General features: G+C 71.4%; 17 protein-coding genes and 1 pseudogene. 6 read left to right on the forward strand and 12 right to left on the reverse strand.

What is annotated here, in order from left to right; all coding sequences use genetic code 11:
- Window positions 1–61 precede the first annotated feature (61 nt).
- On the reverse strand, window positions 62–748 hold the full coding sequence (locus tag RM844_RS12320) for a helix-turn-helix domain-containing protein (protein ID WP_311667132.1): 687 nt from the start codon (window positions 746–748) through the stop codon (window positions 62–64).
- A 27-nt stretch (window positions 749–775) separates the two neighbouring features.
- On the opposite strand from RM844_RS12320, the gene RM844_RS12325 reads away from it, so the two are divergent.
- Complete coding sequence (locus RM844_RS12325) at window positions 776–1,189, forward strand: VOC family protein (protein WP_311667133.1); 414 nt, start codon at window positions 776–778, stop codon at window positions 1,187–1,189.
- Here the strand turns inward: RM844_RS12325 and RM844_RS12330 are convergent.
- The 4 genes and pseudogenes from RM844_RS12330 to RM844_RS12340 form a co-directional block, all read right to left on the reverse strand.
- Window positions 1,129–1,785 carry a phosphotransferase family protein gene (locus RM844_RS12330; protein ID WP_394814495.1) on the reverse strand — a complete coding sequence of 219 codons (657 nt, stop codon included), beginning with the start codon at window positions 1,783–1,785 and terminating at the stop codon, window positions 1,129–1,131. The genes RM844_RS12325 and RM844_RS12330 overlap by 61 nt on opposite strands.
- Window positions 1,755–2,057 (reverse strand): annotated as a pseudogene (locus RM844_RS33545) (phosphotransferase); the annotation flags it as partial. The gene RM844_RS12330 and the pseudogene RM844_RS33545, both read right to left, overlap by 31 nt.
- A 113-nt stretch (window positions 2,058–2,170) precedes the next feature.
- A complete protein-coding gene (argJ, locus tag RM844_RS12335) occupies window positions 2,171–3,340 on the reverse strand; it encodes a bifunctional glutamate N-acetyltransferase/amino-acid acetyltransferase ArgJ (RefSeq protein ID WP_311667135.1) in 1,170 nt (389 codons plus the stop codon).
- 107 nt (window positions 3,341–3,447) lie between these two features.
- A complete protein-coding gene (locus RM844_RS12340) occupies window positions 3,448–4,143 on the reverse strand; it encodes a haloacid dehalogenase type II (RefSeq protein WP_311667136.1) in 696 nt (231 codons plus the stop codon).
- Window positions 4,144–4,297: 154 nt separating this feature from the next.
- Here RM844_RS12340 and RM844_RS12345 point away from each other — a divergent pair, with 154 nt between their 5' ends.
- Window positions 4,298–4,834 (forward strand): CGNR zinc finger domain-containing protein, encoded by a 537-nt coding sequence (locus tag RM844_RS12345; RefSeq protein ID WP_311667137.1) that lies wholly within the window; start codon window positions 4,298–4,300, stop codon window positions 4,832–4,834.
- Between the two features lie 153 nt (window positions 4,835–4,987).
- Here RM844_RS12345 and dnaB read toward each other — a convergent pair whose 3' ends face one another.
- Window positions 4,988–7,648 (reverse strand): replicative DNA helicase, encoded by a 2,661-nt coding sequence (dnaB, locus tag RM844_RS12350; RefSeq protein ID WP_311667138.1) that lies wholly within the window; start codon window positions 7,646–7,648, stop codon window positions 4,988–4,990.
- Window positions 7,649–8,091: 443 nt separating this feature from the next.
- Here dnaB and RM844_RS12355 point away from each other — a divergent pair, with 443 nt between their 5' ends.
- On the forward strand, window positions 8,092–9,492 hold the full coding sequence (locus RM844_RS12355; protein WP_311667139.1) for an MATE family efflux transporter: 1,401 nt from the start codon (window positions 8,092–8,094) through the stop codon (window positions 9,490–9,492).
- 99 nt (window positions 9,493–9,591) lie between these two features.
- Here RM844_RS12355 and rplI read toward each other — a convergent pair whose 3' ends face one another.
- From rplI to rpsF, 4 genes are all read right to left on the reverse strand, one after another.
- Window positions 9,592–10,041 (reverse strand): 50S ribosomal protein L9, encoded by a 450-nt coding sequence (gene rplI / locus RM844_RS12360; RefSeq protein ID WP_311667140.1) that lies wholly within the window; start codon window positions 10,039–10,041, stop codon window positions 9,592–9,594.
- A 24-nt stretch (window positions 10,042–10,065) separates the two neighbouring features.
- A complete protein-coding gene (gene rpsR / locus RM844_RS12365; RefSeq protein ID WP_003978893.1) occupies window positions 10,066–10,302 on the reverse strand; it encodes a 30S ribosomal protein S18 in 237 nt (78 codons plus the stop codon).
- A gap of 57 nt (window positions 10,303–10,359) precedes the next feature.
- Window positions 10,360–10,932 (reverse strand): single-stranded DNA-binding protein, encoded by a 573-nt coding sequence (locus RM844_RS12370; RefSeq protein ID WP_311667141.1) that lies wholly within the window; start codon window positions 10,930–10,932, stop codon window positions 10,360–10,362.
- A 216-nt stretch (window positions 10,933–11,148) separates the two neighbouring features.
- Window positions 11,149–11,439, reverse strand: a complete 291-nt coding sequence (gene rpsF / locus RM844_RS12375) for a 30S ribosomal protein S6 (protein ID WP_122183433.1) — start codon at window positions 11,437–11,439, stop codon at window positions 11,149–11,151.
- Window positions 11,440–11,631: 192 nt separating this feature from the next.
- Here rpsF and RM844_RS12380 point away from each other — a divergent pair, with 192 nt between their 5' ends.
- The 3 genes from RM844_RS12380 to RM844_RS12390 all read left to right on the forward strand — a co-directional run bounded on the left by RM844_RS12380 (window position 11,632) and on the right by RM844_RS12390 (window position 14,378).
- Window positions 11,632–11,958, forward strand: coding sequence for a hypothetical protein (locus RM844_RS12380; RefSeq protein ID WP_311667142.1), 327 nt, complete (start codon window positions 11,632–11,634; stop codon window positions 11,956–11,958).
- A gap of 167 nt (window positions 11,959–12,125) precedes the next feature.
- The gene (locus tag RM844_RS12385) at window positions 12,126–13,244 is read left to right on the forward strand and encodes a lipid II:glycine glycyltransferase FemX (protein ID WP_311667143.1); all 1,119 of its coding nucleotides are present in this window, start codon (window positions 12,126–12,128) and stop codon (window positions 13,242–13,244) included.
- A 102-nt stretch (window positions 13,245–13,346) separates the two neighbouring features.
- The gene (locus RM844_RS12390) at window positions 13,347–14,378 is read left to right on the forward strand and encodes an alanine racemase (protein WP_311667144.1); all 1,032 of its coding nucleotides are present in this window, start codon (window positions 13,347–13,349) and stop codon (window positions 14,376–14,378) included.
- 100 nt (window positions 14,379–14,478) lie between these two features.
- Here RM844_RS12390 and RM844_RS12395 read toward each other — a convergent pair whose 3' ends face one another.
- Both RM844_RS12395 and RM844_RS12400 read right to left on the reverse strand, forming a co-directional pair.
- Window positions 14,479–15,561, reverse strand: coding sequence for an inositol-3-phosphate synthase (locus RM844_RS12395; RefSeq protein ID WP_311667145.1), 1,083 nt, complete (start codon window positions 15,559–15,561; stop codon window positions 14,479–14,481).
- A 56-nt stretch (window positions 15,562–15,617) separates the two neighbouring features.
- Window positions 15,618–16,259 (reverse strand): PadR family transcriptional regulator, encoded by a 642-nt coding sequence (locus RM844_RS12400; RefSeq protein WP_311667146.1) that lies wholly within the window; start codon window positions 16,257–16,259, stop codon window positions 15,618–15,620.
- Window positions 16,260–16,491: the final 232 nt, after the last annotated feature.

Genomic DNA, 16,491 nt, shown 5'->3' on the forward strand with positions numbered 1-16,491 from the left:
CTTCCGTCAGGCTTGGCACCCGTTTCCCCGGCGGCGACCGGCCGCCGGGGTGCCGGCCGTCTCAGCCCGGCAGCAGCTGGCCGACCGGCACCCCGGCCAACGCCCTGACCTCGCGGGAGAGATGGGCCTGGTCGGCGTAGCCGGCCCGGGCCGCCACCCCGGCCAACGGCACCCCACCCCTGGCCAGCGCCAGGGCCCGCTGCATCCGCAGCACCCGGGCCAGCGTCTTCGGCCCATAGCCGAAGGCCCGCAGGCTGCGGCGGTGCAACTGCCGCTCGCTGAGGCCGAGTCGACGGGCCGTCTCGGCCACCGGCCGCCCCCGCCCCAGCGCCGCCACGGCCGCCGTCCGCCAGCCGGCGTCCGGCTCGGCCCGACGCAGCCGGTCCACGGCCAGCTCCTGGAGCACCGCCCCGGGCGACGCGGCGAGGGCGACGCGTTCGGTCAGCTCCCGCACCAGCCGTTCCGGCCAGACATCGGCGAGGGCCACCCGGGCATCGACGAAGGCGTGCGCCGGCTCACCGAGCACCGAGGGGCCCTGCCCCGGGGCGAAACGCAGGCCGACCGCCGCACCACCGGGCGCCGCGGTCGTGACCATCGCCCGGGTGTCGGGGCCGGCCACCACCAGCCGGCCGCCCAGCAGGATCAGATCCATGCAGCCATCCGGAAGCACCCGGCCGGTGCCCGGCTCGGGCACGCTCCGCCAGAGCACCGCACCCGGCACCCGGTCGGCGGGCCGCTCGCTGTACATGACCCCCAGCATGGCAGGCTCGCCCCCATGCGCCGACTGGGACTTGTGACGCTGGTGGTGCCGGAGTACGACGAGGCGATCGCCTACTACACCGAAGTACTCGGCTTCCACCTGCGGGAGGACACCCTGCTCGCCCCCGACGGGAAGCGCTGGGTGGTACTGGCCCCCAGCCCGGGCGCCGAGACCTGCCTGCTGCTGGCCCGGGCGGTGGGCGAACGGCAACGCGCCCGAGTCGGGGACCAGACCGGCGGCCGGGTCGGATTCTTCCTCGCCACCGACGACTTCGACGCCGACCTCGCCAGACTCACCGGCGCCGGCGTCACCCTGGAAGAGCCCCCCAGGACCGAAAGCTACGGCCGCGTGGTGGTCTTCGTGGACCGCTACGGCAACCGCTGGGACCTCATCCAACCCACCCAGGGCTCAGCCAGCCCACCGGCATAGACCCGCAGCAGCTCCAGCAACCGGTTGGCCGGCTGGGCGCTCCAGTGCCCGGCGTCGGGCACGGGCTCCCCGGACAGCCGGAGCACCGCCCAACTCAGCTGGTGCCACAGCACCCTGGCCACCCAGTGGCGCCCCTCCTCGGTCAGGGCCCGTGGCTCGCCGAGGTAGCCGGTGAGCACCGGGGGCAGCCGGCGCGGGGGCACCTTCGCGAACTCGACCGCCGGATCAGCCCAGGCCGCATCGCCCCAGTCGAGCAGGGCGCTGAGGGAGCCGTCGGAGGCGAAGAGCAGGTTGCCGGCCGAGACATCACCGTGGATCAGAGCCATCTCCTGGACAGCGGGCCGTTCCTCGTCGAGCCGTCCGAGCCACTCGCCGAGCCATTCGGCGAGCGACGAGCTGAGATAGCCGCCGCGGGCCAGGCCGGCGATCGCTGGACGTGGGTCGGTGGGCTCGTCGACCGGCAACCCAGCCCGCACCGACGGCGGCACGGGGGCCGCGTGCAGCGCCGCCAGCTCTCGCCCCAGCTCCCGCAGCCCGAGGTCGTCGGGTTCACCACCGGGTGCGGGTGCGCCGGCATCCGCCGGAGCAGTAGCCAGGGCAGCGCCCCGTCCGGGCCGGCCAGCTCGCCGGAGTCCAGCAACGCGGGGGCCCGCACGCCCCGTTCGGCGGCGAACGGCAGGACCAGGGCCTCCTTCCGGAGATCAGCCGCGTACCCGGCGCCTGGGCGGGCCACCTTGAGCACCAGCTCCGCGCCCGCGAAGTAGACGGTCCCCGCCACCCCCTGCACCGGAGCGACCCGCAGGTCGTTGCCTGCCACCCCGTGACGACGGACGATCTCCGCCAGCGCCGCGCGCTCCGCCTGGTCCATGACCCGGCACCGTACCGTGCGCCCCGACGGGTCCGGCCAGGGGTTTTCAAAGGAGGGCTCGTCTGTTTCACGTGAAACAGACGAGCCCCCCGAAGCTCGACGGGGCTTGCCCCTCAGGTGGTGTAGTCGGCGTTGATACGGATGTACCCCTCGGAGAGGTCACAGCCGAAGACGGTGGCGGACGCCTCGCCCAGCCCCAGGGTGACGCCGATCTCGACCTCGTCACGGCGCATGATCTCGACCAGCTGGGCCAGTTCCGCCTCGCCGGTCCCGCCGGGGTAGACCTGCATCTCCCCGAACCTGACCGTCACCCCTTCCGGGGTGATGGCCTGGTCCTCGGCGTGCTCGGTGTTCTTCCCGACGGCCATGACCACCCGACCCCAGTTCGGGTCGGCGCCATGCACCGCCGTCTTGACCAGCGGCGAGTTGAGGATGCTCTTGGCCACCCGCTTGGCCTGGACCGGGCTGGCGGCGCCGCCGACGACCACCCGCAGCAGCTTGGTGGCCCCCTCACCGTCGCGGGCCAGCTGCTCGGTCAGCTCCAGACAGACCGCGTGCACCGCAGCGGCGAACTCGTCCGGGTCCACCGGCCCGGCGGCGCCGTTGGCCAGGATCGCCACGGTGTCCGAGGTGGAGGTGTCGGTGTCCACGCTCAGGCAGTTGAAGGTCCGGTCGACGGCGCCCCGCAGCGCGTTGTCCAGCTCGATCGGGCCGACCTCCGCGTCGGTGACCAGGTAGGCCAGCATGGTGGCCATGTTGGGCTCGATCATGCCAACGCCCTTGGCCACGCCCACGATCCTGGCCCCGCCGACCTCCCGCACGCTGATCTTGGGGTGGGTGTCCGTGGTCATCATGGCGCTGGCCACCGCCAGCGGGGCGGCCTCGAACGCGGGCTGGCCACCGAGGTGCGTGCGCAGCGGTGCCATCGGGAGCTGGCGGCCGATCACCCCGGTGGAGCTGACCAGCACCTCCTGGTCCGGAACGCCCAGCAGCTTCGCGACCAGCCCGACCAGCTCGGCGGCGTTCCGCTCCCCCTCCGGGCCGGTGGCCACGTTGGCGTTGGAGGCCACGGTGACGATGGCCCGGAGCCGCTGGTCGGCGGCATGACGACGGCTGAGCAGCACCGAGGGCCCGGCGAAGTGGCTCTGAGTGAAGACCGCGGCGCCGACCGCCGGTCGCTCAGAGGCGATGACCGAGACATCGTCCCCGCTCTGGCGCAGCCCGGCATGCCCGGCGTGCGCGACAAACCCCTGAGGCCACTCGACTGCATCGCTATTCGTCATGCCACATATATTTCCATGCCCCCGGGGCCCCGTCCACCCCGCCTCGGAGCCGGCACCCCGTCCGCCAGGCCCGGCACCGGTCGGCACCGGGCACCGGGATCGCGCCGCTAGTCGGCCGGCGTCAACGCGGTGACCAGCTCGGTGAGGCCGTCCGTCCGCCAGTCGAAGGCGTCGGAGGCCGCCGGCGGGTCCCCTTCGGGGCGTCGCACGTAGGCGGTCCGCATGCCCACCACCTGGGCCCCGCGCAGGTCCCAGGCGTGCGCGGCGACCATCAGCACCCGGTCGGCCGGGCAGCCCGCCGCGGCGAGCGCGAGTCGGTAGACCTCGGGCAGCGGCTTGTAGGCCAGGGCCTCCTCGGCGGAGAGCGCCTGGTGCCAGCGCAGCCCGGCGTGCGCGTTGAGCCGGAGCAGGGTGGCACGGCTGGCGTTGGAGAGCCCCAGCACGGGGTACCGCCGCGCCAGACGCGCGAGTTGACCGGGGGCGTCGGGCCAGGGCCGGAGCCGCCTGCTCGCGGTGGCCAGGCGCTCGACGACCGCGGGGTCGCTGAGCCCGGCGCACTCGGCCACCCGGCGCGCCGCCTCCCGGTCGATGACCTCGGTGTTCGCGTACGGCCTGCGGCGCTGGCCAACGCGTCGCTGCTCGTGCTCGACCTGCTCCCGCCAGCCGGCGAGCAGCCGGTCGACGGCGGCCTCGTCGGCCGTGGGCAGCGCCTCGCGCAGCGCGTCCCGCAGCCCGCCGGGCTCGTCGACCATGGTGCCGAGGATGTCGAAGACGACCACCTCGATGTCGGGCGCTTCGGGCATCCCGGGACCTCTTCCACTTCGTGTGCCGCTTGGCGGGTGGTCCGGCGCGCGACGCCCTTGGGCGCTCCGCCGGCTGGCAGCCCCACGCACCCCGTCACCTGCTCAGGGGGTGACGAGTCTTGTTCGCGCGCGCATCACCTGTCAAGGTGGTGACGTGGGATTCGCATTCGTGAGTGGCAGCCCGGCCCTCGATCTGGTCGGCACCGTGGAGTCCCGCCGGGGCGCGGCCGTCGACCTCCTGGCCAGCCCCGCCGACCTGGAGCGTTGGGTCCGCGCCTGTGAGGAACTGCCCGATCGGGTGACCGCCGACGGCGCGGGGCTGGCCGCGGCGCTCCGCCTCCGCGAGGCGCTCTACCGGCTGGCCCTCGCCCGCCTGCGCGGCGCCCCCTTCCCTCCGGCCGAGCTGGCCGTGGTCAACGAGGCCGCCGCCGGGCCGGCACTCGGGGTCGAACTGACCGACGCCGGGCTACGCAGGTCAGGAGACCTGCCCGCCACGCTGGCCCAGCTGGCCCGCGACGGGATCGCCGTGCTCGCCGACCGCCGGGCGGCCCTGAAGGAGTGCGGGCGCGCCGACTGCACCCGCCTCTACCTCGACCGCTCCCGTGGGGCCCGGCGCACCTGGTGCGGCATGGCGGCCTGCGGCAACCGCGTGAAGGCGGCTGCCTACCGCGCCCGCCGGCAGGCCGGGTAGCGGCGGTAGGCCAGCGCCTGTCGCGGCGTCACGTATCGCAATCCGTGGAGCGCCGGGGAGATGGGGCCCGCCGGTCGTAGGCATCCTGGGACGCGGACACGTCGCCGACGTGCGCGATCGCCCATTCCTCCAGCGCGCGCAGCGGCCCGCGGCTCAGAAGCCGCCCTCCATGTTGACGAAGCGGGAGTAGTGCCCCTGGAAGGCGACCGTGATGGTGGCCGTGGGGCCGTTACGGTGCTTGGCCACGATCAGGTCGGCCTCGCCCGCGCGCGGGGACTCCTTCTCGTAGGCGTCCTCCCGGTGCAACAGGATGACCATGTCGGCGTCCTGCTCGATCGAACCCGACTCCCGAAGGTCGGAGACCATCGGCTTCTTGTCCGTGCGCTGCTCGGGACCACGGTTCAGCTGGGAGAGCGCAACCACCGGCACCTCCAGCTCCTTGGCCAGCAGCTTGAGGTTCCTGGACATCTCGGAGACCTCCTGCTGCCGGCTCTCGGGCCGCCGGCTGCCGCCGCTCTGCATCAGCTGGAGGTAGTCGATCACCACCAGCTGGAGGTCGTGGCGCTGCTTCAACCGCCGGCACTTGGCCCGGATCTCCATCATCGAGAGGTTGGGCGAGTCGTCGATGTACAGCGGGGCCTCGTTGACCTCGGCCATCTGCCGGGCCAGGCGGTTCCAGTCCTCGTCGGTCATGCTGCCGGACCGCATGTGGTGCAGCGCGACCCGCCCCTCGGCGGACAGCAGCCGCATGGCGATCTCGTTCCGCCCCATCTCCAGCGAGAAGATCACGCTCGGCAGCTTGTGCTTGATCGAACAGCTCCGCGCGAAGTCCAGCGCGAGCGTCGAGTTGTGCGTGGGCACCATCGAGCGGGTGGCGAGATACAGGTGGCTCGGATTGTCCACCTCCACGCAGCGAACCGGCACACTGGCGACCTGCCGAACACCGGTGATGACCCGCTGCCCCGACTTCGCCGTGCCCGGGCGCCGGCGCTCCGCGTGGACCCGTCGTTTCCGTCCCAGCGCGAACACCTCGTCCGTGGGGGTGAACGTGATCAGGTACGCGGTGGAGGAGTCCACGGATCGCCCCCTGACCGACCTGGTCCGCACTCCACAGCGATACCCGAGGCCGACGATCAGTTCGCGAAAGCCGTCGGCCAGGCTTCGGCTGGTCACCACGAACCGCACCGAACCGGTGCGCGTGACCGTCCCGTCCGTGTCCAGCAGGCCGGCGAGGAGCTCCCGGCGCTGCGCGACCGATCCGCGCAGATAGCTCTGCGGGATGTGCTTGTTCCCCAGCAGGCCCAGCTCCCGCAACCGGACCAGGAGGCTACCGTGCCGCCTGGCGCAGGAGGCACAACGAGGCTCGGCGGAGGCCGAGAAGCACCGCTCGCCGCAGTCCACGCACGTGGCGTGGGGCTGGGGCGCCGACCCGAAGCGTGCCCTGCCGTCACAGGAACGGCCACACGTCCGCACATGGGCGAGCTTGGGCACGAAGGGCTTACCGCACACCACGCACGTCCGCTCGACCGGCGCCGCCCCGCGCACCGCGAACCGCAGGGCATAAGTGATCGAGGCCCCGACCCTGCGGACATCGAAGCCCTCGTGCTCGATGCGGCGGACGAGGTCCGCGTCCGCCGTGGTGATCCTGGCGGCGGCGCTGTGTCCGTCGCCCAGCCACGCGCCCAGCACGTACGGCGGAATCGGCAGATCCTGCGGGGGCAGCTCAAGCGGGGCCGTGTTCCGCACGGTGTGGTTGTGACGGGCGTCGGCCGTGTGGCAGTGGAGGGTCTCGGCGATCTCCTTGGTGGTCCTGACCGCCGCCGGGACGCGAGCGGACCGGCGCGAGGCCCTGGTGTCGGTGAGCCACTGGTGGTCCGCGTCGGCGATCACGGTCGTGCCGTCGTCGAACGCCACCTCGTAGCAGGGCCGGCCGGTCATCACCTCGGTGGCTTCCACCACCCGCGTCGGCCGGCCCGACGCGTCGAGCAGACTGTCACCCGGCCGCACCTCACCCATGGTGGTCCACCCGGTGGGGGTGGGCAGCGGGGTGTCGAGCGCCAGGGCCTTGCCCATGGCCGGCCGGGCCGCGATGACGATCATCTGGCCCGGGTGCAGGCCGTTGGTCAGTGAGTCGAGGTCGGTGAAGCCGGTGGGCACCCCCGTCATCTCGCCGCTGCGGTTGCTGATCGCCTCGATCTCGTCGAGCGCGCCCTCCATGATCTCGCCCAGCGGAAGGTAGTCCTCGGCCGTGCGCTGCTCGGTGACCTGGTAGATCTCCGCCTGGGCCGAGTTGACGATGTCATCGACGTCGCCGTCCGCCGCGTACCCCATCTGGGTGATGCGGGTGCCGGCCTGCACCAGCCGCCGGAGCACCGCCCGGTCGTGCACGATCTCCGCGTAGTACTCCGCGTTGGCCGCGGTGGGCACCGTCTGCACCAGCGAGTGGACATAGCCGGCGCCGCCGACCTTGGCCAGCTCGCCGCGCTTGGTCAGGGCGTCGGAGATGGTGATCGGGTCGGCCGGCTCGCCCTTGGCGTAGAGGTCGAGGATCGCGTCGTAGATCGTCTCGTGCGCCGGCTTGTAGAAGTCCCGCCCGCGCAGCACCTCGACCACGTCGGCGATGGCGTCCTTGGAGAGCAGCATGCCGCCGAGCACCGACTGCTCGGCCGCCAGGTCCTGCGGGGGGAGCCGCTCGAAGGCGGCCCGCTCGTCCGGCGGCTCGGCCTCCCCGCCGCGCCGGGGGCGGGCGACGGACAGCTGGTCGTCCATACCGGCCTCGTCCCACACGGCTCCCGCGTGCTCCAGCTCCGCCATCGCTCGCCTCCTCCCGGCCCGGGCGTCACGCCCACGTCCATGTCTACGGCACGGCTCTGACAGTCGGTCGACGACTGGCTGCGCGGGGTCTCGGCCGGCGCCGGAACCACGCCGGGCGGACCTACGGTAAGGCCCGGAACGCGGAGGACCAACCCGAGTTATCCACAGGCTATGTGGATTTCAGATCAGTCCCTGTGGATAACCTGCCGCCTCCTGTGGACCACGCCTGCCCGGTGGCCGCGCCGCCCGCCGACCTTCGACCCGCCACACCCTCCCCACCTGCGGTTTTCCCAGAGGGTGACGACCGGTGCGGGGAGGGTGGCGAGCCCCGCCGGCCGGCGGCAAGGTCACACCGCCCAAGCCGCGGAACACCCGGGCACCCGGGCCCAAGTAAGGACTCTTGACGGCTTGCATCCATTACCTGTGGATGTTTGGATCGAGCCATGTCATCCACCGGCCAGGCGGCGGACCCGCCCGCGCTCCCCCAACCAGAGCCACCGGGGCACGAGCACACGCGAGCCGACCGGAAACGCCGGCTCCGCCGGCACGACCGGGAGATCTTCGCCCTGGCCGTGCCCGCCTTCGGCAGCCTGGTCGCCGAGCCGCTGTTCCTGCTGGCCGACAGCGCGATGATCGGCCACCTGGGCACCGCGCAGCTCGCCGGCCTCGGCGTGGCCGCCGCCCTGCTGACCACCGTGGTCAACGTCTTCGTCTTCCTGGCCTATGCCACCACCGGCGCCGTCGCCCGCAGCGTCGGCGCCGGCGACCTGGCCACCGCCATCCGCCGCGGGATGGACGGCGTGTGGCTGGCCATGCTCCTCGGCGCCGTGCTGGTCGCCGTCCTGGTACCGGCCACCCCGGCCCTGGTGGACCTCTTCGGCGCCTCCCCGACGGCGGCCCCACACGCGGTGTCCTACCTGCGGATCAGCGCGCTGGGCATCCCGGCGATGCTGATCGTGCTCGCCGCTACCGGCGTGCTGCGCGGCCTCCAGGACACCCGCACCCCGCTGCTCGTCGCCGTCGGCGGCTTCGGCACCAACATCGTGCTCAACGCGCTCTTCATCTACGGCCTGGACGGCGGCGTCGCCGGCTCGGCCTGGGGCAGTGTGCTCGCCCAGTGGGGCATGGCCGCCGTCTACCTGCGGGTGGTGGTCCGCGGCGCCCGGGCGCACGCGGCCAGCCTGCGGCCCAGCGTGGCCGGGCTGCGGAACAACGCCAGGGCCGGCGTGCCCCTGCTGGTGCGCACCCTCTCGCTGCGGGCGGTCCTGCTGATCGCCACCGCGGTCGCCGCCCGGCTGGGCGACGCGGACATCGCCGCGCACCAGATCAGCCTCACCATCTGGACGCTGCTCGCCTTCGCGCTGGACGCCATCGCCATCGCCGGCCAGGCGATCATCGGGCGCTACCTCGGCGCCGCCGACCGGGCCGGCGCCCGGGAGGCCTGCCGCCGGATGGTCTGGTGGGGCGTGGTCGGCGGCGGCGTGCTCGCGCTGCTGCTGATCGCCGCCATCCCGCTGGCGCTGCGGCTGTTCACCAGCGACCCGGAGGTCCGCGAGCAGCTGCTCCCGGTGCTGCTGGTGGTGGCCGTCACCCAGCCGATGGCCGGGGTGGTCTTCGTGCTCGACGGCGTGCTGATGGGGGCCGGGGACGGTCGGTACCTGGCCGTCGCCATGCTGCTGACCCTGGCGGTCTTCGCCCCGGTGGCGCTGCTGGTGCCCACGCTGGGCGGGGGCGTGACCGCGCTGTGGGGGGCGATCGCCGGGCTGATGATGGGCACCAGGCTGCTGACGTTGGGGCTGCGGGCCAGGACCGGGCGCTGGTTGGTGACCGGCGCCGCCGCCTGAGCCGGCAGGCCGGCCGCCGCACAGCGGCGAGGGCCGTGCCCCGGCGCCTGGCAGGCGCTGGGACACGGCCCCTGGAGCCGTCGTGCTCCCCCGACGGGGTTACTTGGCGGCGTCCACCGTGATGCCCACGTTGGCCACGACCTCGGGGTGCAGCCGGACGGAGACCCGGTGCGAGCCCAGGCTCTTGATCGGGTTGCCCAGCTCGATGCGGCGCTTGTCCACATCGGGGCCACCCGCGGTCTTCACCGCCGTGGCGATGTCGGCCGGGGTGACCGAGCCGAAGAGCCGCCCGCCGGAGCCGGCACGGACCTTGAGCCGGACCGTGACCCCCTCAAGCTGGGCCTTGACGTCGTTGGCCTGCTCGATCGAGGCGATCTCGCGGATCTTGCGACCGCGACGAAGCTGCTCGACGTCCTTCTCTCCGCCCTTGGTCCAGCGGATCGCCACCCCACGGGGCAGCAGGTAGTTACGGGCGTACCCGTCCTTCACCTCGACAACGTCGCCGGCCGTACCCAGGCCGGAGACCTCGTTGGTCAGGATGATCTTCATGACGCGTCACACCATCCTTTCCGGTCAGCGAGCGGTCGAGGTGTAGGGCAGCAGCGCCATCTCACGGCTGTTCTTGACGGCCGTGGCGACATCGCGCTGGTGCTGGGTGCAGTTGCCGGTGACCCGGCGGGCACGGATCTTGCCGCGGTCGGAAATGAACTTCCGCAGCAGGTTCGTGTCCTTGTAGTCAACGTAGGAGATCTTCTCCTTGCAGAACACGCAAACCTTCTTCTTGGGCTTGCGCGCGGGCGGCTTCGCCATGCTGTTTCTCCGGTGAGTGCAAAAGAAGTGGGGTGCTTGCGAGCAAGCGCGCCGCGATCAGAACGGGGGCTCGTCCGAGTAGCCGCCGCCACCACCGCCGCCCCAGCCGCCGCCACCGCCGCCCTGCTGGCCGCCGCCAGCCGGTGCGCTGCTCGCCCAGGGGTCGCCCCCGGGCGCGCCGCCACCCTGCTGACCGCCACCGGCGGGACCGCCCTGGCCGCCACCCCAACCGCCACCACCGCCGCCGCCACCCTGGCCACCGCGACCGGTGGTCCTGGTGACCTTGGACGTGGCGTTGCGCAGGCTGGGGCCGACCTCTTCGACGTCCAGCTCGAAGACCGTGCGCTTGACGCCCTCCCGGTCCTCGTAGGACCGCTGCTTGAGCCGGCCCTGGACGATGACGCGGGTGCCCTTGGTCAGCGACTCCGCGACGTTCTCCGCGGCCTGCCGCCAGACCGAGCAGGTCAGGAAGAGGCTCTCGCCGTCCCGCCACTCACTGGTCTGCCGGTCGAAGATCCGCGGCGTGGACGCGACACGGAACTTCGCGACCGCCGCACCGGATGGGGTGAAGCGCAGCTCGGGGTCGTCGACCAGGTTGCCGACGACCGTGATGACGGTCTCGCCTGCCATTGGGGGAACCTCTCGGCGGGGGTTAACTGCTGATGCTGCGATGATTACGCATGGCACTGACAGTGCGGTCCGCGCTGTCCGCGTGCCATCTCGACGACTGCTGGGCCGAGTCCGCCCTGGACCGCCACGCCTGGTCGGGCGGGGCGGACGAGCGGGCGGTCGCCAGAACCTTCGATACCTCGGTAGTACCGCTCGTACCGCGTCGATCCCGGGGGATCAGCGCGTGAGCGGCCGAAGGACCTTGGTCCGCATGACCGACTCGTTGAGGTTCATCTGTCGGTCGAGCTCCTTGACGACATCGGGCTCGGCCTGCAGGTCGATCACCGAGTAGATGCCCTCAGGCTTCTTGTTGATCTCGTAGGAGAGACGGCGGCGACCCCAGGTGTCCACCTTCTCGACCTTGCCGTTGGCCTCACGGACCACCGACAGGAACGACTCGATCAGGGGGGCGACGGAGCGCTCCTCGAGATCGGGGTCGAGGATCACCATCACCTCGTAGTGACGCATACGTGAACCCACCTCCTCTGGACTCAGGCGGCCACGGACGATCCGTGGCAGGAGGGTCGTGATGCGATCCGCACCCGGCGAGAACCGGGGGCGGACAGTACACCGTACCCGCACTCGGCCTTCCGGTTGAAATCCTCCCGGAGAGCGCTGCAAGCTGGACATACAGGGATGAAAGCCAAGGAAGGGTCTCTTATGGCTCAGGCAGCGCATCGCGGCTCGTTCACCCAGACCGTCGGGTTCCTGATGAACACCGACGGGCGGGCCCACCCACGGGAGAACACCCTCGCCTCGATCACCCTGGTGCTTGGCCTGGTCGCGGCGATCACCGCGCACTTCCCGGGACTGCACCTGACCAGCAGCTGGACGGGACTGGCCGGCCTGGTGGTCGGGGTGATCAGTCAGCTCGTCTCGGCCACCACCGGGCAGCGCGCCCTCACCGTGCTCGGCCTGGGCGGGGCGGGCGTCGGCCTCTATCTGGGGATGTCCAACGGAGGACTCTTCGGCGGCTGGCTCGGCTGATCGGGACCCGCGCGGGCCGGGCCACCCCGCGGGACGGGCGGTCGTGACACACCGTGAGCCGGCGCGCCACGCGCGTGCGCCGAGCGCCACCGCGCCGTCCCGGGGGAGTGGTCACGCCGTTAGGCTTCCGGGCGAGACGCTGCGTTTGACGCCCAAGGAGCGCCCGCATGAGCCTGACCCTGAGGACCATCAGCCGCGACGAACACCTCGCGTATATCCGCTCGCTCCCGTCGGCCAGCCATATGCAGGTGCCGGCCTGGGGCGGTGTCAAGGCTGAGTGGCGCTCGGAGTCGTTGGGCTGGTTCGACGCGAGCCAGCGGCTGGTCGGCGCCGGTCTGGTGCTCTACCGCCAACTCCCCAAGCTCAAGCGGTATCTGGCCTATCTTCCCGAGGGCCCGGTGATCAACTGGTACGCGCCCAACCTGGAGGAGTGGCTACGCCCGATGCTGGCGCACCTCAAGCGGCAGGGGGCGTTCTCGGTCAAGATGGGCCCCCCGGTGGTGATCCGGCGGTGGAACGCGGGCGCGATCAAGGCCGGCATCCAGAACCCCGAGGTCAAGCGGCTGCGGGACGTGGAGCCGAGCAGCCTGGAGCCCAAGGCGTTCGAGGTGGCCGACCAGCTGCGCCGGATGGGCTGGCAGCAGGGTGAGGACGGCGGCGCCGGCTTCGGCGACGTGCAGCCGCGCTACGTCTTCCAGATCCCGCTGCGGGACCGGTCGCTGGACGAGGTCCAGAAGAGCTTCAACCAGCTGTGGCGCCGGAACATCAAGAAGGCCGACAAGGCCGGTGTGCAGGTGGTCAGGGGCGGCTACGACGACCTCCCGGCCTGGCAGCAGCTCTACGAGGTGACGGCCGAACGCGACAAGTTCCGCCCGCGTCCGCTGATGTACTTCGAGCGGATGTGGCGGGTTCTGAATGAGGAGGAGCCCGATCGGATGCGGCTGTATTTCGCCCTGCACGAGGGTGAGCCGGTCGCCGCCGCCACCATGCTGATCGTGGGCGGCCATGTGTGGTATTCGTACGGTGCGTCGGCCAACCACAAGCGGGAGGTCCGGCCTTCCAACGCGATGCAGTGGCGCATGTTGCAGGACGCGCACCAGCTCGGTGCGCACGTCTACGACCTGCGGGGGATCGGCGACTCGTTGGAGGACACCGACCACCTCTTCGGCCTGATCCAGTTCAAGGTCGGCACGGGGGGCGAGGCGGCGGAGTATCTCGGTGAGTGGGACTTCCCGCTCAACAAGCTGCTCCACAAGGCACTTGATATCTACATGTCGCGGCGGTGACCGAGGGGCTCCTCGCCAACAGCGGTTGCGCGCCGTAGCCGGGCTTTCCCAGCCGAACAAAACAACAGAAACGCAGCAGTAACAGCAGAAAGGGCCTCCGCCATGGCGCTCACCCTCTACGTCGAGACCGACCGCTGGCGGGCGCACCAGCGGTCGGTGGTCGCAGAATTCCCCGGCCTGGTTCCCGTGTGCAAGGGCAACGGCTACGGCTTCGGGCACGATCGGTTGGCCGAGGAGGTCTCCCGGCTGGAGCTGGACACCCTGGCGGTGGGGACCACCTACGAGGCCCTGGCCATGAAGGACCGCTTCAGCGGCGACCTGCTGGTGCTGACGCCGTACCGGCGGAGCGAGGAGCCCGTCCCGCTCCCCGATCGGGTGATCCGGTCGGCCTCCTCCGTTGACGGGGTGTACGGGCTGGTCGGCTCGCGGGTGGTGGTCGAGGTGATGAGCTCGATGAAGCGCCACGGCGTCACCGAGCGGGACCTGGGCAAGCTGCACGCCGCGCTGGACGACGTCCGACTGGAGGGCTTCGCGATCCACCTCCCGCTGGACCGCACGGACGGCAGCGACGCGGTGGAGGAGGTCATCGGCTGGATGGACCGGCTGCGGGCCGCCCGGCTGCCGCTGGACACCATGTACGTCAGCCACCTGTCCGGCAAGGAACTGGCACGGCTGCGGCAGCAGTTCCCGCAGACCAGGTTCCGGGCCAGGATCGGCACCCGGCTCTGGCTGGGCGACCACGGCGCCACCGAGTACCAGGGCGCGGTGCTGGACGTCACCCCGGTGGCCAAGGGCGACCGCTTCGGCTACCGGCAGCAGAAGGCGCCCGGCGACGGTTGGCTGGCCGTGGTGGCCGGCGGCACCTCGCACGGGGTGGGTCTGGAGGCGCCCAAGGCGCTGCACGGGATGACCTCCCGCGCCAAGGGCATGGCCAGGGCCGGGCTGGCCACGGTGAACCGCAACCTGTCGCCGTTCGTCTGGGACGGCAAGCAGCGGTGGTTCGCCGAGCCGCCGCACATGCAGGTGTCGATCCTGTTCGTGCCGGCCGAGGCGCGGGAGCCGAAGGTGGGCGACGAGCTGAAGGCCATCCTGCGGCACACCACCACCCAGGTGGACCGGCTGGCCGACCGCTGACCGGTGCCGGCGCGCGGCGCCCGCCCACACGCCACCGGCGGCAGCCCCGGAAACGGACCGGGGCTGCCGCCGGTTGGGCTCAGGCGGTGTCGCGCGGGCTTCAGCCGTCGACCTCGCCGCGGATGAACTTCTCGACGTTCTCCCGCGCCACGTCGTCGAAGTACTGCACCGGCGGGGACTTCATGAAGTAGGAGGAGGCGGAGAAGACCGGGCCGCCGACGCCGCGGTCCTTGGCGATCTTCGCGGCGCGCAGCGCGTCGATGATCACGCCAGCCGAGTTCGGGGAGTCCCAGACCTCGAGCTTGTACTCCAGGTTCAGCGGGACGTCGCCGAACGCCCGGCCCTCCAGCCGCACGTAGGCCCACTTGCGGTCGTCCAGCCAGGCCACGTAGTCCGACGGACCGATGTGCACGTTCTTCTCGCCCAGGTCCCGGTCGGGGATCTGCGAGGTGACGGCCTGGGTCTTGGAGATCTTCTTGGACTCCAGCCGGTCGCGCTCCAGCATGTTCTTGAAGTCCATGTTGCCGCCGACGTTCAGCTGCATGGTGCGGTCCAGGACGACGCCCCGGTCCTCGAACAGCTTGGCCATGACGCGGTGCGTGATGGTGGCGCCGACCTGCGACTTGATGTCGTCGCCGACGATCGGCACGCCGGCCTCGACGAACTTGTCCGCCCACTCCTTGGTGCCGGCGATGAAGACCGGGAGGGCGTTGACGAAGGCGACCTTGGCGTCGATGGCGGCCTGCGCGTAGTACTTCGCCGCGTCCTCGGAGCCGACCGGCAGGTAGCAGATCAGCACGTCGGCGCGGGTGTCCTTGAGCACCTGGACGACGTCGACGGCCTCGGCGTCGGACTCGACGATGGTCTCGCGGTAGTACTTGCCCAGCCCGTCGTGGGTCTCGCCGCGCTGCACGGTCACGCCGGTGGGAGGCACGTCACAGATCTTGATGGTGTTGTTCTCGCTGGCGCCGATGGCATCGCTCAGGTCGATGCCCACCTTCTTGGCGTCAACGTCGAAGGCGGCCACGAACTCGATGTCCGAGACGTGGTAGTCGCCGAACTGGACGTGCATCAGACCCGGGACGCGGCTGTCCGGGGCGGCGTCCTTGTAGTACTCGACGCCCTGTACCAGCGAGGCGGCGCAGTTTCCCACGCCAGCGATGGCTACGCGAACCGAACCCATTCCGGTTGCTCCCTGTTGTGTGTTCTCGACGTGACCCCGCTCCGTCGCGGGGGGACTTAGATGGTGCGGTCGTCGGACGGATCATCGGGGCGGGCACGTTCCCTGGCACTGCCGGGGCCGCGCTGCTCGCGCTGGTCCTGTCCTTCCCGCTCGCTCTCGATCAGCTCGTTGAGCCAGCGCACCTCACGCTCCACGGACTCCATGCCGTGGCGCTGAAGCTCCAGGGTGTAAGCGTCGAGCTTCTCCCTGGTGCGGGCCATCGAGGCCCGCATCTTGGCCAGGCGCTCCTCAAGGCGGCTCCGGCGCCCTTCCAGGACGCGCATCCGCACGTCCCGCGAGGTCTGCCCGAAGAAGGCGAAGCGGACCCCGAAGTGCTCGTCCTCCCAGGCGTCAGGGCCGGTCTGGGCGAGCAGCTCCTCGAAGCGCTCCTTGCCCTCGGCCGTGAGGCGGTAGACGATCTTGGCGCGGCGGTTGGTCAGCGACGTGGCCCTGGGGTCGTCCGGGGCCCGGCCCGACTCCTCGGCCAGCCAGCCCTGTTGGACCAGGGCCTTGAGGCAGGGGTAGAGGGAGCCGTAGCTGAACGCTCGGAAGACGCCCAGCGAGGTGTTGAGCCGCTTGCGCAGCTCGTAACCGTGCATGGGGGCCTCGCGCAGGAGGCCGAGTACGGCGAACTCCAGGACGCCAGATCGCCGGCTCACCCGGGAGGTCACCTCCGTCCGCATCCGATGTGCCTTGCCTTACCTGTCCGCGCCCCCGGTGGGGGGCTCGTCTGTCCGCGCTGGGAGCGATGCTCGCTCGATGCATTGAACCGATGTATCAGCTCGATACATCGCCAAGATAGAACGACGGGGGGAGGTCGGCAAGCCGGCATGGTGGTGAAGGGGGTCACATCTCGGCTTCACCGCCGGAAGAATGTCCCAATTGCCCATT

This window comes from Streptomyces chisholmiae (assembly GCF_031845445.1).
Taxonomy (GTDB): Bacteria; Actinomycetota; Actinomycetes; order Streptomycetales; family Streptomycetaceae; genus Streptomyces; species Streptomyces chisholmiae.